This window comes from Kineococcus terrestris, assembly GCF_041020755.1.
GTDB classification, from domain to species: Bacteria; Actinomycetota; Actinomycetes; order Actinomycetales; family Kineococcaceae; genus Kineococcus; species Kineococcus terrestris.
On the sequence record NZ_JBEUEI010000004.1, the window covers coordinates 22,132 to 42,746 of the forward strand.

19 protein-coding genes are annotated in these 20,615 nt (G+C 76.4%); 14 read left to right on the top strand and 5 right to left on the bottom strand.

Features of this window, described 5'->3' with window-relative positions:
- Positions 1–149: 149 nt before the first annotated feature.
- On the top strand, positions 150–1,322 hold the full coding sequence (locus AB8M62_RS03790) for an FAD-dependent oxidoreductase (protein ID WP_369068667.1): 1,173 nt from the start codon (positions 150–152) through the stop codon (positions 1,320–1,322).
- 55 nt (positions 1,323–1,377) lie between these two features.
- The gene (locus AB8M62_RS03795) at positions 1,378–2,307 is read left to right on the top strand and encodes a DUF808 domain-containing protein (RefSeq protein ID WP_369054797.1); all 930 of its coding nucleotides are present in this window, start codon (positions 1,378–1,380) and stop codon (positions 2,305–2,307) included.
- On the opposite strand, the gene AB8M62_RS03800 is transcribed toward AB8M62_RS03795, so the two are convergent.
- On the bottom strand, positions 2,273–3,580 hold the full coding sequence (locus tag AB8M62_RS03800; RefSeq protein ID WP_369068668.1) for an MFS transporter: 1,308 nt from the start codon (positions 3,578–3,580) through the stop codon (positions 2,273–2,275). The two genes, AB8M62_RS03795 and AB8M62_RS03800, sit on opposite strands and share 35 nt — an antisense overlap.
- An 83-nt stretch (positions 3,581–3,663) precedes the next feature.
- Positions 3,664–4,677, bottom strand: coding sequence for a GGDEF domain-containing protein (locus AB8M62_RS03805; RefSeq protein WP_369054800.1), 1,014 nt, complete (start codon positions 4,675–4,677; stop codon positions 3,664–3,666).
- A gap of 140 nt (positions 4,678–4,817) precedes the next feature.
- Here AB8M62_RS03805 and AB8M62_RS03810 point away from each other — a divergent pair, with 140 nt between their 5' ends.
- The 9 genes from AB8M62_RS03810 (at position 4,818) to AB8M62_RS03850 (ending at position 15,072) form a co-directional block, all read left to right on the top strand.
- Positions 4,818–5,828, top strand: coding sequence for a LacI family DNA-binding transcriptional regulator (locus tag AB8M62_RS03810; RefSeq protein WP_369068669.1), 1,011 nt, complete (start codon positions 4,818–4,820; stop codon positions 5,826–5,828).
- A 156-nt stretch (positions 5,829–5,984) separates the two neighbouring features.
- Positions 5,985–7,280, top strand: a complete 1,296-nt coding sequence (locus tag AB8M62_RS03815) for an ABC transporter substrate-binding protein (RefSeq protein WP_369054802.1) — start codon at positions 5,985–5,987, stop codon at positions 7,278–7,280.
- Positions 7,281–7,361: 81 nt separating this feature from the next.
- Entirely contained in the window at positions 7,362–8,276 is a 915-nt protein-coding gene (locus AB8M62_RS03820; protein ID WP_369068670.1) for a carbohydrate ABC transporter permease, read from the top strand.
- A complete protein-coding gene (locus AB8M62_RS03825; protein ID WP_369068671.1) occupies positions 8,266–9,162 on the top strand; it encodes a carbohydrate ABC transporter permease in 897 nt (298 codons plus the stop codon). Before AB8M62_RS03820 ends, AB8M62_RS03825 begins: the two co-directional genes overlap by 11 nt.
- Before the next feature lie 61 nt (positions 9,163–9,223).
- The gene (locus tag AB8M62_RS03830; protein ID WP_369068672.1) at positions 9,224–11,275 is read left to right on the top strand and encodes an alpha-L-fucosidase; all 2,052 of its coding nucleotides are present in this window, start codon (positions 9,224–9,226) and stop codon (positions 11,273–11,275) included.
- Between the two features lies 1 nt (position 11,276).
- Entirely contained in the window at positions 11,277–12,329 is a 1,053-nt protein-coding gene (locus AB8M62_RS03835; protein ID WP_369068673.1) for an aldo/keto reductase, read from the top strand.
- Positions 12,330–12,334: 5 nt separating this feature from the next.
- Positions 12,335–12,766: an RbsD/FucU domain-containing protein gene (locus AB8M62_RS03840; protein ID WP_369054809.1), complete on the top strand. Its 432-nt coding sequence runs from the start codon at positions 12,335–12,337 to the stop codon at positions 12,764–12,766.
- Complete coding sequence (locus tag AB8M62_RS03845) at positions 12,763–13,665, top strand: amidohydrolase family protein (RefSeq protein WP_369068674.1); 903 nt, start codon at positions 12,763–12,765, stop codon at positions 13,663–13,665. The genes AB8M62_RS03840 and AB8M62_RS03845 overlap by 4 nt, the downstream gene beginning before the upstream one ends.
- 66 nt (positions 13,666–13,731) lie before the next feature.
- Entirely contained in the window at positions 13,732–15,072 is a 1,341-nt protein-coding gene (locus AB8M62_RS03850) for an alpha-L-fucosidase (protein ID WP_373694847.1), read from the top strand.
- Positions 15,073–15,081: 9 nt separating this feature from the next.
- Here AB8M62_RS03850 and AB8M62_RS03855 read toward each other — a convergent pair whose 3' ends face one another.
- Positions 15,082–15,423, bottom strand: coding sequence for an L-rhamnose mutarotase (locus tag AB8M62_RS03855; RefSeq protein ID WP_369068675.1), 342 nt, complete (start codon positions 15,421–15,423; stop codon positions 15,082–15,084).
- Between the two features lie 81 nt (positions 15,424–15,504).
- Complete coding sequence (locus AB8M62_RS03860; protein ID WP_369068676.1) at positions 15,505–16,107, bottom strand: TetR/AcrR family transcriptional regulator; 603 nt, start codon at positions 16,105–16,107, stop codon at positions 15,505–15,507.
- Positions 16,108–16,175: 68 nt separating this feature from the next.
- Between AB8M62_RS03860 and AB8M62_RS03865 the strand changes: the two genes are divergently transcribed.
- Positions 16,176–17,012, top strand: a complete 837-nt coding sequence (locus AB8M62_RS03865) for an SDR family NAD(P)-dependent oxidoreductase (RefSeq protein ID WP_369068677.1) — start codon at positions 16,176–16,178, stop codon at positions 17,010–17,012.
- 157 nt (positions 17,013–17,169) lie between these two features.
- Positions 17,170–17,694 carry a GtrA family protein gene (locus AB8M62_RS03870; protein ID WP_369068679.1) on the top strand — a complete coding sequence of 175 codons (525 nt, stop codon included), beginning with the start codon at positions 17,170–17,172 and terminating at the stop codon, positions 17,692–17,694.
- Between the two features lie 6 nt (positions 17,695–17,700).
- Here the strand turns inward: AB8M62_RS03870 and AB8M62_RS03875 are convergent, their stop codons facing one another.
- Complete coding sequence (locus tag AB8M62_RS03875; RefSeq protein WP_369068680.1) at positions 17,701–18,333, bottom strand: TetR/AcrR family transcriptional regulator; 633 nt, start codon at positions 18,331–18,333, stop codon at positions 17,701–17,703.
- 93 nt (positions 18,334–18,426) lie between these two features.
- On the opposite strand from AB8M62_RS03875, the gene AB8M62_RS03880 reads away from it, so the two are divergent.
- Positions 18,427–20,589, top strand: coding sequence for a glycoside hydrolase family 3 protein (locus AB8M62_RS03880; RefSeq protein ID WP_369068681.1), 2,163 nt, complete (start codon positions 18,427–18,429; stop codon positions 20,587–20,589).
- The last annotated feature ends 26 nt before the right edge of the window (positions 20,590–20,615 follow it).

The following is a 20,615-nucleotide window of genomic DNA, read 5'->3' on the forward strand; positions in this document are numbered from 1 at the left end:
GTGCGGGCTCCCGCGGCGCCGCGGCCAGCGGTGTTGCCGCCCCGGCAAACCTCGCCGGGCCCACTCCCGGCGCGCTTCCCACCCCTCCCCGCGGCGGGAGGGGTGGTGGACGCGCCAGGAGTCGGGCAGCGGGGTGGGAGGGTCGGGGGGTGGCGGGAGCGGGAGGGCGCGCGGAGGTGTCGCGGTACCTGGTGGTCGGCGCGGGGCTGGCGGGAGCCGCCACGGCCTGGCGGCTGGCCGAGCGCGGGTGCGAGGTCACCGTCGTGGAGCGCGCCGTGCCGGCCGCGCCGGACGGCTCCTCGCACGGCTCGGCGCGCGTCCTGCGCTACGCCTACGCCGAGCGCGCCGACGTCGAGATGGTCGTGCGCGCGGCCGCGGGCTTCCGCGAGCTGGAGCGCCGCACCGGGACGGCGCTGCTGCGGACCACCGGCGCCCTGGACCACGGACCCGGCCGCGACCCGCGGGCCCTCGCGCGCGCGGTGGCGGCGGCCGGGGTGGAGCACGAGCTGCTGAGCGCCGCCGCGGCCCGGGCGCGCTGGCCGCAGGTCGTCGCCGACGGCGAGGTGCTGTTCCACCCCGGCGGCGCCGTCCTGGACGCCGAGGGCACCGTGCGCGCGATGCTCGACCTGGCCCGCGCGGCCGGCGCCCGGGTGCTCACCGGCTGGGCGCTGGAACGGTTGCAACGCACCGGCACCGGGTTCACCGCGCGCTCGCGCACGGGTGACGTCGTCGACGCCGAGCGGGTCGTCGTGTGCGCCGGCGGCTGGCTGCCCGACCTGCTGGGCGGCCTGCCCCTGCCGCCGGGGTTCCTGGCGGCGTTCCCGCCGCTGGAGGTCACGCAGGAGAACGCGTTCCACTTCCCCTGCCGCGAGGAGCACCCGCACGAGGGCTGGCCCACCGTCGCCCACGGCGGACCGGGCGCCACGGTGTACGCGCTGCCCGGCGGGCGCGACGCGCAGCACCGGGGCCTGAAGGTCGCCGAGCACCACGGCGGGCGCCCGATCGGCGCGGCCTCCGCGCGCACCGGCGCGGTCGACGCCGAGAACCGCGCCCGCGTCACCGAGCACGTGCGCCGGTGGATGCCCGGGCTCGTGCCCGAGCCGTACGCGGAGACCACCTGCCTCTACACCACCACCCCCGACGAGGCGTTCGTCCTCGACGGCGCGGACGGCCTCACGGTGGTGTCCGCGTGCTCCGGGCACGGGGCGAAGTTCGCGCCCCTGCTGGGGGAGCTGGCCGCCGACGTCGCCACGGGTGCGGGCGCCGCTCCCGAGCGCTTCCGGGTGGGCGGCGCGCGCGGTGGAGGCGCCGGGAACGGGTAGGTGGGACGCTGAGCCGCTCCGGTACGGGCCGGGGCGCGAGCGAGAGGAGCCTCCGGTGCCCGGTGGACTGGTAGCCCTGCTGGACGACGTGGCCGTGATCGCGCGGGCGGCCGCGGCCTCGGTGGACGACATCGGCGTCGCCGCGGCGCGCGCCGGCGCCAAGGCGGCGGGCGTCGTCGTCGACGACGCCGCCGTCACCCCGCAGTACGTGCGCGGCCTGACCGCCGACCGGGAACTGCCGATCGTCAAGCGGATCGCGGTCGGCTCCCTGCGCAACAAGCTGCTGATCATCCTCCCGGTGATCCTGGTGCTCAGCCAGTTCGCGGAGTTCCTGCTGACACCGCTGCTCATGCTCGGCGGCGCCTACCTGTGCTACGAGGGCGCGGAGAAGCTGTGGGCCAAGGTCAGCGGCCACGGCCACGCCGCCGAGGACGGCGTCAAGGACGAGGACACCCTCGTGCGCGGCGCGATCCGCACCGACCTCATCCTGTCCGCCGAGATCATGGTGATCTCCCTCAACGAGGTCGCCGACCAGCCGTTCTTCTCCCGCCTGGCGATCCTCGTGGTCGTCGGGATCGCGATCACCCTGCTCGTCTACGGCGCGGTCGGGCTCATCGTGAAGATGGACGACGCGGGGCTGGCGCTGGCCCAGCGCCCGTCGCCGTCCACCGCCCGCTTCGGGCGCGGCCTGGTCGCGGCGATGCCGAAGCTCCTGACGGTCCTGACGGTCGTCGGCGTCGCCGCGATGCTGTGGGTCGGCGGGCACATCCTGCTCGTGGGCACCGACGAGCTGGGCTGGCACGGGCCCTACGAGCTCGTGCACCACCTCGAGGAGGGCGTGCACGAGGCCGCCGGGGCGGTCGGCGGGGTCGCCGCCTGGCTGGTCAACACGGCCGCCAGCGCTGTGCTGGGCCTGCTCGTGGGCGCCGTGCTCGTCGCCCTGGCCTCCGTCACGATCCACCGCCGGCGCGCGGCGCAGCACTGACGGCGCCCGCCGCGCCGCCGCGGGCGGCGAGCGCGACGGCCGGCAGGACCAGCAGCGCCAGCACACCGCACCCGAGGGACAGCAGCCCGAACCCGCCGCCGGCCACCACGAACCCCGAGCCCATGCCGCCGGCGGCGCCCGCCAGCGCGATCGACAGGTCGACCGCGCCCTGGGTGCGGGCGCGGACCTCCAGCGGCACCGCGCCGGAGAGCACCGCGGTGCCGGAGACCAGCCCGAAGCTCCAGCCCAGCCCCAGCAGCGCCAGCGCGAGGGTGAGCGCGGGCACCGACCCGCCCGGAGCGGTCGCGGCGACCAGGCCCGCCAGCAGGAGCGTGAGCCCGCCCGCGCCGGCCACCCGGGGAGCGCCGAAGCGGTCGACCAGCCAGCCCGACAGCGGCGACGGCAGGTACATCGCGCCGACGTGGACGGCGATGACCAGGCCGGTCGCGGACACGGAGTGGTCGTGCGCGCGCATGTGGACGGGGGTCATCGTCATCACCGCGGCCATCACGAGCTGCGTGACGACCATGACGGCCGCCGCCCCCAGCACCGCGCGTCGCGCGCCCGGTGGCCGCGCGAGCGCCGCGGGACCCGCCACCGGCGCCGCCGGCCCGCCGGACCCGCCGGCGCGCTCGCGGGCCAGCAGCAGCGGGTCCGGGCGCAGCAGGGTCGCCAGCACGAGCCCGGCCGTGCCGTAGGCGAGCGCGGCCAGCAGGAACGGCCCGGCCAGCGCGGGGATCCCCCAGCGCTCGGCGACGTCGCCGGTGGGGCCGACGAGGAGGGGCCCGACGACGGCTCCCAGCGTGGTGGCCACCAGGACGGTGCTGACCGCCCGCCCGCGCCGGTCCGGGGACGCCAGGTCCGCTCCGGCGTAGCGGGCCTGGAGGTTGGTGGCGCTGCCCGCGCCGTACACCAGCAGCGCGCCGAACAGCAGCGCCACGTCGTCCAGGGCCGCCGCCAGCACCACCCCGGCGGCGCCCGCCGCGCCCACCAGGTACCCCAGCGCGAGCCCCGGCCGACGCCCGCGGCGCTGCGAGAGCCGGCCGACCAGCAGCGCCGCGGCCGCCGAGCCGGCGGTGAACAGAGCGGCGGGCAGCCCGGCGAGGCGGGTCGAGCCGAGCAGGTCCTGGGCCAGGAGAGCGCCGACGGTGATGCCGGCCGCCAGGCCCGCTCCCGAGAGGACCTGCGCGAGCACGAGCACCCGCAGCACCCGGCGCTGCTCGGGGTCCACCGGGTCGGGGGTGGACGGGGCGGGTCGGCGGGGCGGGCGCACGCGGAGATCGTGGCACCAGCGGTCCGGCACGCCCCGCCCGCCGCGCTGCCCCGCCGCGCTCTGCTGGCGCGGCCGGCGCGCCGCTAGCGCTGCACCCGCGGGGCGGCCGCCGCGTCGGCGAGCAGCCCGTCCGCACCGCGGTCGGGGTGGTGGACCGCCGTCGCGGTCGTGACGGTGACGTCCCACCCGGCGACCGGTTCCTCCGCGACGAGGTGGCCGAGGCGCTGCGCCAGCTCCTCGGCCGCCCGCGCGCCGGTCCCCGGCAGGACCACCGCGAACTCGTGGTCGCCGGTGCGGGCCAGCAGGTCGGTGCGCCGCAGCGCCACGTGCAGGCGGGCGGCGACCTCCGCCAGGACGGCGTCGGCCGTGCGCCGTCCGGCGATGCCGGTGACCCGCGCGAAGCCGTCGACCTCGAGCAGGACCAGCGCCAGCTCGCCGGGCCGGCGGGCCAGCCGGGCGGTCTCCTCGGCCAGGCGCTCGTCGAGGGCGCGCCGGTCGGCGGCGCCGGTGACCGGGTCGGTGCGCGAGCCCTCGCGCAGCCGGCGCGCCAGCTCGCGCTCCCGCGACCGGACCGCCTCCAGTTCCTCGAGCGCCACGCGCAGCGACAGCTCCACCGAGACGGCGGCGGCCAGGTCCTCCAGCAGCTGCAGGTCGTCCTCGCTCCAGCGCCGGGGCACGACGTCGGCGGCGCAGAACGCGCCGAGGACGTGCTCGCCGTGGCGCAGCGGGAACCCGGCGTAGGCGCCCGCACCCATCTCCACGACCGCGGCGTGCGCGCGGTACGCCGGGTCGGTGCGCGCGTCGAAGAGCACCACCGGGCCCTCCTGGTCGACCACCTGCGCGCACAGCGAGTGCGACAGCGGCGTCCAGCGCTGCGAGGCCCACGGCTCGGGCAGCCCGACGGCCGCCCGGATCACCTCCCGGTCGCCGGTGATGAACGAGACCATCGCCACCGGCACGCGCAGCACGCGGGCGGCCAGCCGCACCAGCCGGTCCAGCCCCTCGCCCTCCCCGGCGGCGCGCACCGCGTCCTGGACCGCTGACCGGCGCTCCGCCTCGGCCAGCGGTCCCCGGGGCGACGTCGCGCCGGGAGGCACGCGGTCATGCTGACCCGGTCCGGCCCGCCCGGCAAGGGCGGGCGGTGGCGCGCTGAGCGCTCCGGCGGGGGACCGGCTGCCACACTGGGGCCGCTCCCGCCCGGGACCGCCACCCCCTCCAGGACGCCCGAGGACCCCGCGTGCCGCCCACGTACAAGGACATCCAGCGGATGACCGGCCTGTCGCTGGCCACGATCTCCAAGCACTTCAACGGCGGCAACGTGCTGGCGGCCAACCGGGCGGCGATCGAGGAGGCCGCCGCCGACCTGGGATTCCGCGTCAACGAGGTGGCCCGCAGCCTGCGCACCCGGCGCTCGGGCACGGTGGGCGTGCTGCTGCCGGCGCTGGACAACGACTTCCACCTGGAGGTCATCGCGGGCGTCGAGGCGGTCCTCAAGGACGTCGGCGTCAGCGTCGTGGTCGTCTCCAGCCACACGTCCGCCGCGGGGGCCGCCGGTGCGGTGGACCTGCTGGTGGACCGGCGGGTGGACGGGATCATCGCCGTGCCCGGCCGGCACGACGGCGAGCCGCTGCGCGCGGCGGCGGCGCGCGGGCTGCCGGTGGTGCTCGTGGACCGGCTGGTCAGCGGGCTGGAGTGCGACGCCGTGGTGCTGGACAACACCGGCGCCTCCGCGCAGGTCGTGCGCCACCTCGTGGAGCACGGGCACCGGGAGGTCGCCGTGGTGACCGGCACCCCGGACGTGTGGACGATGCGCGAGCGGCTGACCGGGTTCCGCCGCGCCATGCGCGCCGCCGGGCTGCCCGTGGCCCGCGAGCACGTGGTCCGCGGCCCGCTGACGGTGCGCACCGGGCGCGAGGCGGTGCACGCCCTCCTGGCGGGCGAGCGGCGGCCCACGGCGGTGTACGCCACGAACTACGAGCTGACCCTCGGCGCGGTCGTCGCCCTCAACGAGGCGGACGTCGACGTGCCCGGGGACGTCTCCCTCGTCGGTTTCGACGGCGAGGTCGTCGCGCAGGTCGCCCGGCCGCGCACGTCCGTGTACGTGCAGCCGGTGCGGGAGATCGCGCGGGAGGCCGCCGAGCTGATGCGCGAGCGGCTGGCCGGCGACGGGGAGGGGCCCGCCCCGCGGCGGCGGGTGCTGACCGGGCGCTTCGTGCCGGGCGGTTCCGTCGGCCCGCCGCGGGGCTGAGGACACCACCGGGCCGCTGGCCGCCCGCCCGGTGCCGCGCGCAGGACCGGGGCCCGTGCCCCTTGTCCGCGCGAATCGTTTCGCGTACCGTTCCGTCACGCCCTGCGCGGCGGGCTCGCACCGCCGGCGCAGAACTTCGACGACGAAGGACGGATCATGGCCGATCTGCACGCCCGCCCCGCGAGGCGGTCCCGCTCCCCGCGCCGCGCCCGGTCCGCCGGGGCCGCGGCCGCCCTCGTCCTGGCCCTGTCCGCCTGCGGCGGCGGCGACTCCGAGGCCGGCGGTGGCGCCACCACCGACGGCGACGTCACCACGCTGACCTGGCAGATGTGGGCCAACTCCCAGATCGAGACCGACGCGCTGAACCGCCTGTCCGAGATGGTCACCGAGCAGCACCCCGACATCCGCCTGCAGCTGCAGACCAGCTCCTTCGCCGACTACTGGACGCGGCTGACCGCCCAGGCCAGCGGGGGTGACGTCGCCTGCCTGCTGGGCGTGCAGGGCCCGCGCGTGCCGCTGATCGCGGACCTGCTGCGGCCGCTGCCGGAGGACGAGCTGCAGGGCGCCGGCATCGACATGGCGGACTTCAACGAGGAGATGGCCGCCTCGCTGCAGGTCGACGGCACCCAGGTCGCCGTGCCGTTCGACCTCGGTCCGCTCGTGGTGTTCTACAACGCCGACGCGTTCGAGGCGGCCGGTGTGCCCCTGCCCGAACCCGGCTGGACGGTGGAGGACTTCACCGCGGCCGCCGAGGCGCTGCAGGCCAGCGGGATCGACGCCTACGGCTTCTTCCCGACGTACGACGCCTTCACGGCGTGGTCGCTCACGCTGACCGGGCAGCAGGCCATCGGCGACGACGGCGAGCTGAACCTCGACACCCCCGAGATGGCCGGGGTGTTCGAGACCCTGCAGGCGATGCGGGAGCAGGGCCTGAGCCCGGCGCTGCCCGCGACGAACGACGGGCTGGAGTCGCTCAACCAGTACATGGCGGGCAACACCGCGATGGTCGTCGACGGGCCGTGGCAGTACGGCAACATCGTCCAGAACGCGGCCTTCACCCCCGGGGTGGCCCCGATGCCGGCGGGCCCGGACGGGTCCGCCTCGCACCTGGCCGGCTCCGGCTACGGCGTCTCGGCCAACTGCTCGGCGCCGGAGGAGGCGGTGCGGGCGCTGTCGGTCATCACCGGGCCCGAGGCCCTGCAGTACCTCGGGGAGATCGGGCGCGCCTACCCGGCCCGCACCGAGCAGGCCGCCTCCTGGTACCAGGGCGAGCTGGCCGACGCGCAGCCCGCGCTGGAGTACGCCATCGAGAACTCCACCTACCTGCGCACCAACCCGCAGATGAACCAGCTGGGCCAGCTCTTCCAGCAGTACGGCATCCCGGCCTTCAACGGCCAGCAGGACGCCGGGGCCTTCCTGCAGCAGATCCAGTCCCAGGTCGGCGGGTCCTGAGGTGGTCCGCTCCGGCGCGGTGCCGCCGCACCGCGCGCCCGTCCGGCGGGGGGAGGTGCCGTGGCCGTCACCCTCCCCCCGGTGAGGCGGGACGTCCGCGGCGCCACGGCGACCGCGGCCGTCGGCCGCCGCCGCTCCCTGACGGCGTGGGGGTTCCTCGCGCCCAGCGCCGCGGGCTTCGCGGTCTTCACGCTCATCCCGATCGTGGGGTCCATCGGCCTGGCCTTCTTCGTGTGGCCGCTGCTGGGCGAGCGGACCTTCACGGGGCTGGACAACTTCCGGACGCTGTTCACCACCGACCCGGCGTTCTGGCGGGCGATGCTGAACACCACGATCTTCGTGGTGCTGTACGTGCCGCTGAACTTCGTCGTCTCGCTCGGCCTGGCGCTGTGGATGGGCCCGCGCATCCGCGGGCGCGGGCTGTACCGGGTGCTGTTCTTCCTGCCGGCCGTGACGCCGATGGTCGCCAACGCGCTGGTCTGGCGGCTCCTGCTGCAGCCCGGCGGGCTGTACGACACGGTCGCGCAGTCCTGGTTCGGCCTGGACGCGCAGAACCCGCTCGGCGGGCCGTTCTCGGCCATGGTGTGCGTCGTGCTGATGTCCGTGTGGCAGGGGTTCGGCTACAACATGCTCGTCTTCGCGGCCGGGCTGGAGGCCATCGACCGCAACCTGTACGAGGCGGCGGCCATCGACGGCGCGGGGACGCTGCGCCGGTTCTGGAGCATCACCGTGCCGATGCTGTCCCCGTCGATGTTCTTCGCCGCCGTGATGACGCTCATCACGTCGTTCCAGGTGTTCGCCCAGCCGTACATCCTCACCGGCGGCGGACCGGGCAACGCGACCCAGACGACCGTCATGCTGATGTACCAGTCCGGCTTCCAGTTCTTCCAGCTCGGCACCGCCTCGGCGATCGCCACGGTGCTGCTGCTGCTCATCGTCCTCGTCACCGGCCTGCAGTTCCTCGGCCAGCGGAGGTGGGTCCACTATGACCACTGAGGCCGTGCGCCCCCGGGCGGCCCGCGCCCCCCGGACCGCCGGGCGCCGGCGCCGCTACGCGCCGAACGACACGACCCGCCCCGCGGTCGTCTCGCAGGTGCTGCTGACGCTGGTCCTGCTGCTCTTCCTCGTCCCGTTCGCCTGGATGGTCGCCACGGCCCTGAAGCCGGCCGCCGAGGTGTTCGGCGAGCCGCGCCTGGTCGGCAGCAGCCTGCGCTTCGACAACTTCACCACCGCGTGGAGCTACGTGCCGTTCGGCCGCTTCATGGTCAACGGGATCGTCGTCTCGGTGGCGGGCACGCTCGTCACGTGCGTGACGTCGGTCCTCGCCGCCTACGCCTTCGCCCGGCTGGAGTTCCGCGGCCGCGAGTTCTTCTTCCTGCTGTACCTGGTGACCCTGATGGTGCCGCAGGAGGTCATGGTCGTCCCGATGTTCATCCTCATGCAGGAGTTCGGCTGGACCAACACCTACCAGGCGCTCGTCCTGCCGTGGGCCTTCTCCGCGTTCGGCACCTTCCTGCTGCGCCAGTTCTTCCGCGGCATCCCGCGCGAGCTGGAGGAAGCGGCCCTGGTGGACGGGGCCAACCGGCTGCGCGTCCTGGTGCAGGTGGTCCTGCCGATCGCCCGTCCCGCGGTGGCGGTCCTGGCCGTCTTCACCTTCATCAACTACTGGAACAGCTTCCTGTGGCCGCTGATCATCACCAACAGCCAGGACATGGCCACCGTCCCCCTGGGTCTCAACCTGTTCCTGGGGCAGCAGGGCAGCCAGTGGCACCTGCTGATGGCGGCCGCGACGATCTCCGTGGTGCCCACGGTCGTCGTCGTCCTGCTGCTGCAGCGCCACCTCGTGCGGGGCATCGCGATGTCCGGGCTGGGCGGCCGCTGACCGCCGACGCGCCCCGCACCGCCCCCACGCAGCAGCACGCCCGGTCCGGAGGGCCGCACCGATGACCTTCTTCCCCCGCCGCACGGTCCACCTCGACTTCCACACCGGTCCCGACGTCCCGGACGTGGGCGCCGACTTCGACCCGCGCGCCTTCGCGCGGACCTTCCTCGACGCCCACGTCGACAGCGTCACGGTCTTCGCCAAGTGCCACCACGGGATGCTCTACTTCGACACCGACCGCCCCGAGCGGCACCCGGGGCTCGTCCCCGGCCTGGACCTGCTGCGCGAGCAGGTCGACGCGCTGCACGCCGTCGGGATCCGCGCGCCCGTCTACCTCAGCGTCCAGGTCGACGAGCACGCCGCCCGCGAGCACCCCGAGTGGGTGGCGCAGACCCCAGAGATGACGCTGGTGCGCCGCCGGGAGGGCAGCCACGCGCAGGGAGACGCCTACACCGCCGGCTGGCACGTGCTGGACATGTCCACCGGCTACCAGGACCACCTGGCGGGTCAGGTCACCGAGGTGCTGGAGCACCTCGGGCAGGTCGACGGGCTGTTCCTCGACATGTGCTGGGACCAGCCCAGCAGCACCCGCGCGGCGAACGAGGCCGCCCTGGCGGCCGGCCTGGACCCGACGACGCAGCAGGGCCGCGACGCCCACGCCCGGCGGGTCGCCCTGCGGTACATGGCCCGCTTCCGCGACCTGGCCGCCCCGCACCTTGCACCCGGCGTCGCCTCCGGGGTGTGGTTCAACTCCCGGCCCAAGACGAACCTGCACGCCGAGGCGCAGCTCCTGCGGCACGTCGAGGTCGAGTCGCTGCCCACCGGCGGGTGGGGGTACGCCTACCTGCCCTACGTGGCGCGGTTCGTGCGCCCGCTGGGACTGCCGACGCTCAGCCACACCGGCCGCTTCCACCGCAGCTGGGGCGACAACGCCGGCCTGAAGCCGCAGGCGGCCCTGGACTACGAGACGCGGCAGATCCTCAGCTACGGCCTCACCAACGGGGTGGGCGACCTCCTGCACCCGCGCGGCGTCCCCGACGCCGCCGTCTACGAGCGCGTCGGCCGCTCCTACGCCCACGTCGCCGCGTGCGAGGAGCACCTGGCGGGCACGGCGCCGCTGGCGCAGGTCGCCCTCGTCGTCGACCCCGACCTCGGCGACGCCCCGGGGGCGTCCGGCATCGGGGCGGTCCGCCTCCTGCAGCAGCTGCGGCACCAGTTCGACGTCGTCCCCCCGCGCGCCGAGCTGTCCGGGTACGAGGTCGTCGTGGTGCCGGAGACGACGCGCGTCGACGGGGAGCTGGCGGCGGCGCTGTCCGCCCACGCCGCCCGCGGCGGCGGGCTGCTGCTGGTGGGGGAGGGCCTGCGCGGTCCCGACGGCGCGGTCAGCGTCCCGGGAGCCGGCCTGGAGGTGCTGGGCGAGGCCGAGCACGCCACCACCTTCCTGCGCAGCGTCCACCCCGCCGTCCCCGACCTCGGCCTCGACGCCGTCGTGTACGAGCGGGGCCTGCGCGTGCGCCCCCTGCCGGGCACCGAGGTCCTCGTCGGCACCGTCGCGCCCTACTTCGACCGCGACTGGCGACGCTCCAGCGGACACTCCTACACGCCGCCGGACTCCGCCGCGGGGGTGACGGACTCCCCGTCGGTGACCCGCCGCGGGCGGGTCGTCGCCGTCGCCCAGCCGCTGCTGAGCTCCTACGGCCGGTTCGGGCTGGAGGCCCACCGCACCGTCCTGGCGGCCCTGCTGCGCGAGCTCCTGCCGCGGCCCGTGGTCACCGCGACGGGTCCGCTGCACCTGGAGGTGGTGGCCCACCGCGGCGAGGACCGCACCGTCGTCAGCCTGCTCAGCTACCTGCCGACCCGGGTGGGCGCGGGGCTGGGCGGCGAGGGGCTCGACCTCGTCGAGGACCCGTTCCCCCTCGTCGATGTGGACGTCGTGGTGCGGTGCCCGCGGCCGCCGTCCACCGCCGTCCTGCAGCCGGCCGGCACCCCGCTGGAGGTGCGCGTGGAGGACGGCGCCGCTCACGTGCGCGTCACCGTCCTCGACGGGCACGCTCTGCTCGTGCTCGAGCACCCCCCGACACCCTCGACCCCGACCACCCCCCGAGGAGCCTGACGTGACCGACACCCTGCCCGACGTGCCGGCGGACGCCGTCGACCCCGCGCTGGTCCCGCAGCGCGTCCTCGCCGGCGGCGCGCGGATCCCCGCCATCGGCGTGGGCACCTTCGGCTCCGACCGGTACGGGCCCGACGAGGTCGCCGCGGCCGTCGCGGGCGCCCTGCGCGCCGGGTACCGGCTGGTGGACTGCGCCTCGGTGTACGGCAACGAGCCGCAGGTCGGCGCCGCGCTGGCGGGGGCGTTCGAGGCCGGCCTGCCCCGCGAGGACGTGTTCGTCATGTCGAAGGTGTGGAACGACGCCCACGACCCGGACGCCGCCGTCGCGTCGGTCCGCCGCTCGCTGCGCGACCTGCGGCTGGAGCACCTGGACGCGGTGTTCGTGCACTGGCCGTTCCCCAACCACCACCCGCCGATGGCCGACACGGACGCCCGCGACCCGCACGCCCGCCCCTACGACCACGACGCCTACCTGGCCCTGTGGCGGGCGCTGGAGGGGCTCGTCGACGCCGGTCTGGTGCGCCACCTGGGCACCTCGAACACCACCGTCCCCAAGCTGCGGCTCCTGCTCGCCGATGCGCGCGTCCGCCCGGCCCTGAACGAGATGGAGCTGCACCCCACGTTCCAGCAGGAGGAGCTGTTCTCCTTCTGCGTCGAGCACGACGTCCTGCCGGTGGGGTACTCCCCGCTGGGCTCGCCGTCGCGGCCCGAGCGCGACCGCACCCCCGACGACGTCGCCGACACGGAACTGCCGGTGGTGCGCGAGATCGCCGCCGCGCACGGCGTCCACCCCGCGCTGGTGTGCCTGAAGTGGGCGGTCGCCCGCGGGCAGGTGCCCATCCCGTTCGCCGTCAAGCCGGCGCAGTACACGGCGAACCTGCGCGCGGTGACCGAGGACCCGCTGACGCCCGCGGAGGTGGAGGCCCTGCGCTCGGCCGAGCGCGGCAACCGGCTCATCAAGGGGCAGGTGTTCCTGTGGCCGGGCTCGCGCTCCTGGCGGGACCTGTGGGACGAGGACGGGACGATCCCCGGCCGCGACGTTCTGGAGGGCTGAGGGCCGTGCTGAACTACCGCCTGCTGCACCCGCCGCTGCTGGCCGCGCTGGCGCGCGCCGGGCACGGCGACCGGATCGTCCTGGCGGACGGGAACTTCCCGCTGCGCACCGCCGTGCGGCCGGACGTCGAGGTCGTGCACCTGAACCTGCGGCCCGGGACGGTCAGCGTGCCCGACGTGCTCGAACCGCTGCTGGAGGCGGTGCCCGTCGAGGCGGCCACCTACATGGGCACCCCCGACGGCGCGGTCGTCGACGCCCACGCGGACTACGACCGGCTCCTGGGGCCGGCCGTCCCGACGACCGTGCAGGGGGACCGGTGGAAGTTCTACGACGAGACCCGCGGTGAGGACGTCGCCGTGGTCGTCGCCACGGCGGACCAGCGGCTGTGCGCCAACCTCGTGCTCACGGTGGGGGTGCGCGGGGGCGGGCCGGGGTGAGCGGCGCGCCGCCCGGTGACCCCTCCGGTCCCGTCGTCGTCGACGCCCACCAGCACCTGTGGGACCCGGCCCGCCGCCGCTACCCGTGGATGGAGGTGCCCGGCCGGGAACCGCTGCGCCGCCCGTTCGCCCTCGACGACCTGCGCGCCGCGACGAGCGCGGCCGGGGTGCAGCGCACGGTCCTCGTGCAGACCGTCTCCGCGGCGGAGGAGACGCGGGAGTCCCTGCGGACGGCCGGCGGGAGCGGCGGCCTCGTCGCCGCGGTCGTCGGCTGGGTGGACCTGGCCGGCGACGTCCCGGCGCAGGTCGCGGACCTGCGCGGCGGGCCCGGCGGCGCGCTGCTGGCCGGGGTGCGGCACCAGGCGGAGGACGAGCCGGGCACGGCCTGGCTGGAGCGCGGCGAGGTCGCGCGCGGGGCGGTGGCGGCCGCGCGGGCGGGGCTGGTGCACGACCTGCTCGTGCGCGCCGACCAGCTGGACGCCGCGAGCGCCCTGGTGGACGCCGTGCACGAGGCCGAGCCCGGCGCCGTGTTCGTGCTCGACCACGGCGCCAAACCCCCGGTCGGTGGCGACGGCTGGGCGGCGTGGGCGGCCGCCGTCGCGCGCCTGGCGCAGCGGCCGCACGTGCGCTGCAAGCTGTCCGGGCTGTTCACCCTCGTCCCGGCGGGCGCACCGGACGAGGCGCTGCGGCCCACCGTCGAGCACCTGCTCGGGGTGTTCGGGCCCGGGCGCCTGCTGTTCGGCACCGACTGGCCGGTGAGCACCCTGGCCGCCGGCCACGCCGACGTCGTCGCCCGCACGCGCGCGCTGCTGGCCGGACTGGCCCCCGGTGAGCGCGCCGCCGTGCTCGGCGGCAACGCCGTCACCGTCTACGGGCTCGACGCCCCCGTTCCCCGCTGACCCCCGCTGACCCCCGCTCGACCCGAGCCCGACCCCGATCCCGATCCCGACCGAGGAGGCACCCCCGTGGCGATGTTCGACGGCGCGCCGCAGCGCCCGGAGCCGTACCGCAGGTTCGAGCGGGAAGTGCCGCAGTGGTACCGCGACGCGAAGTTCGGGATCTTCGTGCACTGGGGGGCGTACTCGGTGCCGGCCTGGGCCGAGCCGACCGGTGAGCTGGGCACCGTCGACGAGCGGACGTGGTTCGCGCACAACCCGTACGCCGAGTGGTACGCCAACACCGTCCGCATCGACGGCAGCCCGGCGCAGCAGCACCACCGCGAGGTCCACGGCGGGGCGCCCTACGACGAGTTCCTCGACCGCTGGGGCGCCGAGGAGTTCGACGCCACCGCGCTGGTCGACCTGTTCCGCCGGGCCGGCGCGCGCTACGTGGTGCCCACCACCAAGCACCACGACGGGATCGCCCTGTGGGACGCGCCGGGCACCGGGGACCGCAACACCGTGCGCCGCGGCCCGCGCCGCGACCTGGTCGGCGAGTTCGCCGCCGCCACCCGCGCGGCGGGCCTGCGGTTCGGCACCTACTACTCCGGCGGCCTGGACTGGTGGTTCACCGACTTCCCGCCCATCACGGGCATGGACTTCTCCGCGGTGCGGCCCGTCGACGAGGCGTACACCGAGTACGCCACCGCCCACGTCGCCGACCTCGTCGACCGCTACGCCCCCGACGTGCTGTGGGGCGACATCGAGTGGCCCGACGCCGGCAAGCCGGAGGGGCCGCGCAGCTTCGCCCACCTGCTGGACCGCTTCTACACCGCCGCGCCCGACGGCGTCGTCAATGACCGCTGGGGCCTGACGCACTGGGACTTCCGCACCAGCGAGTACCAGCAGGGCCGCTCGGTGGAGACCAGCGCGGCGTGGGAGAACTGCCGAGGCATCGGGCTGTCCTTCGGCCACAACCGGGCCGAGGGCCCCGAGCACCACCTGGACGGGCCCGCCGCGGTGCGCCACCTGCTCGACGTCGTCTCGCGCGGGGGCAACCTCCTGCTCAACGTCGGCCCCGACGCCGCCGGGCGGGTCCCCGAGCTGCAGCGGCGCTGCCTGGAGCAGGTCGCCGCCTGGATGGAGCTGCACGCGGACGCCGTGCACGGCACGGAGGTGTTCGCCGGCGGCGGGGCGTCCGAGGAGCCGTGGGTGCGCTGGACCCTGCGCGGGCGCACCGCGCACGCCGTCGTGGAGGCGGAGGGGCGGGTCCGCCTGCCCGTGCACGCCGGGCGGCTGGACGTGGCGGGGGCGCGGCTGCTGGACGGCACGGCGGTGGCGGCCCGCGAGGTCGACGGCGGCGTCGAGGTCGAGCTGCCGGAGCGGAGCGTGCCCGGGCCGCAGGTGGTGGCCCTCGACCTCGCCTGAGCCGGTCCTTCAGCCGATGCTGGTGTCCCCGTCCCGCTGGGCGGCGAGGCTCCACACGGCGGGCAGGCCGTCGTCGTCGCCGGAGTAGTCGTCCGGTGTCGACTGCAGCGGGGTGACGCGCGCCTGCCACGCCACGTTGGCCGGGTGGTCGCGCAGCGCCTCGCGCATGGCGGCGTAGTCGTCGACGTCGACGAGGTGGAACACGTCGCGGCCGCTGCGCCAGATCCGCCAGTCCCGCACGCCCGCGGTCGTCAGCGCCTCCACCAGGTCGTCGGGGACGGCCGCGTGCAGGGCGTCGTACGCCTCGACGGCGTCGGCGTGCAGGCGGGTGTGCAGGGCCTTCTCGACCACGTCGTCGTCCTCTCGGAGCCGGTGCCGGAGCTGCGGCGAGCGTACGCCGGGAACCGGTGGCGGGAGCGGGACCGCGGCCGGTCAGCCGCGGCGCGCGCCCAGCGCCCGCACGTGCGCGGGCAGTTCGGCGGTGACGTCGTCCAGCAACCCCGCGAGCGCCCCCGGGTCGCCGCCGGCGGCGATCCAGCGCCGGTACGCCTCGCGCCACACCGTCAGCGCGAGCCCGGCGGCCAGGGCGGCCTCCCCGGCGGGGACGCCGTCGGCGCGCAGGAACTCCTCCGCCCGCTGCTGCCAGCGCAGCTGCTGGGCCAGGTCGCGCGCCCGCAGCGCGGGGTTCTCCTCCAGCACGCGCTCGCGGGCGCACTTGACGTCGCCGTCGCGCCCGGCGGACGCGGCGAGCGCCCGCACGCCGTGCAGCAGGCGGGCCAGCGGCGCGGCGTCCGCGCCGGCGGGGACGGCGGCCTCGAGGACCTCGCCGAACGCGTCCTCGTCGGCCGCGAACATCGCGTCGTCCTTGTCGCGCACGTGGCGGAAGAACGTGCGCGGGGACATGTCGGCGGCGTCGGCGATCTCAGCGACCGTCGTGGCCTCGTACCCCCGCTCGGCGAACAGCCGCAGGGCCTGCTCGGCCAGCGCGCGCCGGGCCGCGGCCTGGCGCCGCTCGCGAGGGGTCGGTCGCTGCACGCCGTCATCTCAGCACACGACGTCTTGACAGCACCAGCCGATGTGACACATCGTGCCATCACGACAACGTGAGCCACACCGATCGACAGGAGAACCCCGTGGACGTCACCGGTTCCACCGCCCTGGTCACCGGCGCCTCCGGCGGCATCGGCGAGGGCGTCGCCCGCGCCCTCGCCGCCCGCGGCGCGCACCTGGTGCTGGTCGCCCGCCGCGCCGACCGCCTGGAGGCGCTGGCCGCCGAGCTGCGCGCCCGGCACGGCGTCGAGGCGCTCGCCGTCCCCGCCGACCTGGCCGAGCCCGGCGCCGCCGCCCGGGTGCAGGAGGCCGTGGAGGCGTGGGGCGGCCGGGCCGTGGACGTGCTCGTCAACAACGCCGGGTTCGGGCTGACGGGCCGGCTGGCGCAGGCCGAGGACCCGGCCCGGCTCGCCGCGATGGTCTCCGTGAACTGCACCGTCCTCACGGAGCTGACCGCCCGGTTCCTGCCGGGCATGGTCGCGCGCGGGCGCGGCGCCGTGGTGAACGTCGCCAGCATGGCCTCCTTCGCGCCCCTGCCCGGCTTCGCCGTCTACGCCGCCACCAAGGCGTTCGTCCTGTCGCTGTCGCAGGCGCTGTGGGCCGAGACGCGCGGCACCGGGGTCCTGGTGACGGCCCTGTGCCCGACCGCCACCGACACCGGGTTCTTCGACGTCTCCGGCGAGAGCGCCGGGGCGGGGGTGCGCCGGCGCAGCGTCGAGCAGGTCGTCGCCACCTTCCTCGACGCGCTGGACGCCGACCGCCCCGTCGTCGTCGACGGCCGCGCCAACGAGGTGGTCGCCGCGGCGAGCAGGTTCGTGCCGCGCGGGCCGTTCCTGCGCCTGGCCGGCCCGCGCATCGCCGACCGGGTCGGCGCACCCACCGCCCGCTGAGCCGCCCGCTGGACCACCCGCCCGCGCCGACCGCCGGGCGACCCGCGCCTACGACCTGGGGATGACCCGGGGCCGCCCCGGGTACGGCGGGGGCAGCGGGCGCGGACCGTCCCGCCGCCGGACGCGGTGCGCGCCCGCGCCGGGCCAGGCTGCTGCCGTGACCACCGCCACGCGCGCCGCCGAGACCACCGCCCCGTGGACCGCGCCGGCCCGGGTGGCGCTGCCGCGGCCCCGGGCGCTGTCCGTCCCGCCGGCCCTGCGCGCCCGCGCCGCGCGGCTGGCGACCCCGCTGCGCTTCGTCGGCGCGGGCCTGGCGGGCAACGCGACCCACGCGCTGGTGTTCCTGCTGCTGGTCCGGTTCGCGCCCGTACCGGTGGCCGCGGTGAACGTCGTGGCCGTCGTCCTGTCGACGGCGGTGACGAACGAGCTGCACCGCCGGTTCACGTTCCGCGGCGGCGCGAGCACCGCCTGGTTCAAGGGGCACGGCGTCGGGGGAGCCGCGGCCCTGACGGGGCTGGTGCTGAGCACGACGGCGCTGGCGCTGTGGCACCACCTCGCGCCGGGCGCGAGCGGCGCCAGCGGTCTCGCGGTCGTCTACGCCGTGACCGGGACGGTCGGGCTGGTCAACTTCCTCGTCCTGCGCCGGGTGCTGCGCGCGCCGGCGCTCCCCGCGCCGCGCTGAGGGCGCCTACCCGCCCGCCGGTGCCAGCTGCGGCACCTGCTGGGCGGTGCGGCGCCAGGCGCTGACCAGGTCCACCTCGGGGTCGCGCAGCCACTGCACCTGCAGGCCGTCCATGAGTGCCAGCACGTGCCGGGCCAGGTCCCGCGCGTCGGGTCCGGGCGGCGCCAGCCGCGTCAGGTGGTCCAGGGTGCGGCGCTGGCGCTCGGCGAAGAACCGGTGCGCCGGGTGCTCGGGGGCCAGGGACTCCACCTCCAGCACCGCGTACAGGCGCACGATCTCCCGCTGCCCGGCGTTGCGCCGCACGATCGCCGCGCACAGCTCGGCCAGCGTCGGCTCGGGCAGGTCGTCGCCGGCTCCGGCGGCGGGAGGGTCCGGGTGCGCGGCCGCGCCCAGGTGCTCGGCCAGGGACCGGTGGTCCTGCTCGTCGCGGTGCTCCAGCACGGCGGTCAGCAGGCCGCTCTTGGAGCCGAAGTGGTGCAGCAGCCCGCCGAGGGTCAGGCCGCAGGCGTCGGCGACGTCCTGCACGGCCAGGCCGCGGTAGCCGTGCTCGGCGATGAGGGCCGTGGCGGCCTCCAGGACCTGCCGGCGCCGCTGCTCGGCGCTCATGCGCACGCGCGGACGGGTCGGGTCGGCGGGCACGCGCCGTTCCTACCACCCGCCGTGCGCTACTGTCCGCGCGAGCTACTGACGAGGTCGTCAGTAAGGGCGACGGGACGGGACGGGGTGGGACCGGTGGAGGATCGGACGGGCGCCTTCGGCGAGGCGGTCGAGGCGGTGCGCGCGGGCGCGGACCCCTTCGAGCGGGCGCGCGCGCTGCACGCGCTGATGAGCGAGGACGAGCGGCTGTGGCTGCTGGACGGCGACACGCCGTTCTGGGAGGGCATCGAGGAGATGCTCGACGGCGGTTACAACACCAGCCCCCTGCCGCACGGCGCCGTGCCGCGCCTCGGGGTGCCGGGGACCCGGTTCGTCGACGGCCCGCGCGGGTGCGTGTCCGGGCACGGCACCGCGTTCCCCGTCTCGATGGCGCGCGGCGCCACCTGGGACGTCGAGCTGGAGGAGCGCGTCGGCGACGCGATCGGCCGCGAGCTGCGCGCGCAGGGCGGCAACTTCTTCGGCGGCGTGTGCGTGAACCTGCCCCGCCACCCCGCGTGGGGCCGCGTGCAGGAGACGTACGGCGACGACCCGCACCACCTCGGGGAGTTCGGCGCCGCCCTGACCCGCGGCGTGCAGCGGCACGCGATGGCGTGCGTGAAGCACTACGCCCTGAACTCCATGGAGAACGCCCGGTTCCACGTCGACGTGACCGTCGACGAGGCCACCTTGCACGAGGTCTACCTGCCGCACTTCCGCCGCGCCGCCGACGAGGGCGTGGCCGCGGTCATGAGCGCCTACAACTCCGTCAACGGCGAGTGGGCCGGGCAGAACCGCTACCTGCTCACCGAGGTGCTGCGCGAGCAGTGGGGCTGGGACGGCGTCGTGGTCAGCGACTTCATCTGGGGCCTGCGCGACGCGGCCGCCAGCCTGGAGGCCGGGCTGGACCTGGAGGAACCGTTCGTGCAGCAGCGCGCGCTGCACCTGCGCGACCAGATCGCGGCGGGCGAGACGTCCTGGGCCGCCGTCGAGCGCGCGGGCGTCCGCCTGCTCGCCGCGCAGCTGCGCTCGTACGCGGTCCGCAGCGAACCCGACCCCGGCCCGGAGGTGGTGGCGAGCGCCGGGCACCGCGCGCTGGCACGCGAGGTCGCCGCGCGCGCGATGACGCTGCTGCAGAACGACCCCGTGGACGGCACGCCCGTCCTGCCGCTGGACCCGGCCGCGGTGCGGCGCATCGCCCTGGTCGGCCGGCTGGCGACGGCCCCGAACACCGGCGACCTCGGCTCGTCGAACGTGCGCCCGCCGAGCGTCGCGACCCCGCTGGACGGGATCCGCGCCGCCTTCCCCGGCGCCGAGGTCCTCCTCGTCACCGACGACGACCCGGCCGCCGCCGCGGAGGCGGCGCGCGCCGCGGACGTCGCCGTCGTCGTCACGGGTTTCGACGAGAAGGACGAGGGCGAGTACGTCGGTGGCGACACCATGACCGACCCGACCCTGACGGCCCTGTTCCCGCCCCGCCCGGGAGGTGCGGACGCCGGTGCGCCGCAGGACGCGGTCATGACGGCCGGTTTCGGCGGCGACCGCACGTCGCTGCGGCTGCGCCCCGTGGACGAGGAGGTCGTGCGGGCCGTCGCCGCGGCGAACCCGCGCACCGTCGTCGCGGTCGTGGCCGCCGGCGCGGTCGTCACGGAGTCCTGGCGCCACGACGTCCCCGCGCTGCTGCTCATGTGGTACGCGGGGATGGAGGGCGGGCACGCCCTGGCCGACGTCCTCACCGGCGCCGCGGAACCCACCGGCCGCCTGCCGTACGCGGTGCCCACCAGCGAGGAGCACCTGCCGGCGTTCGACAAGGACGCCCACGCGGTGACCTACGACCGCTGGCACGGCCAGCGCCTGCTGGACCGCCTCGGCGTCGAGGCCGCCTTCCCGCACGGTTTCGGCCTGTCGTACACGACGTTCGCGCTGGAGGACGTCACCGCGGGCGCGGGCGCGGACGGCGTCCCGCAGGTCCGGGCGACCGTGCGCAACACCGGCGCCCGCGACGGCCGGCACGTCGTGCAGGTGTACGGCCGGCGCACCGACGGCGCCCGCGCGGGGGAGAGCCTGCTCGTGGGGTTCGCGCCCGTCGCCGTCCCCGCCGCCTCCGCCGTCGAGGTGGTCGTGCCCGTCTCGCTGCGGGCGCTGGGCGCGTGGGACGCCGAGGCGAAGCGCCTCGTGGAACCCGCCGCCGCGGACGTCGTCGTGGAGGTCGGCTCGCACGCCCGCGACCGGGCCGCGCACGTGCTGCCGCTGGGGGGTTGAGCGGTCCACGCGCGCGCGGGTGCGCC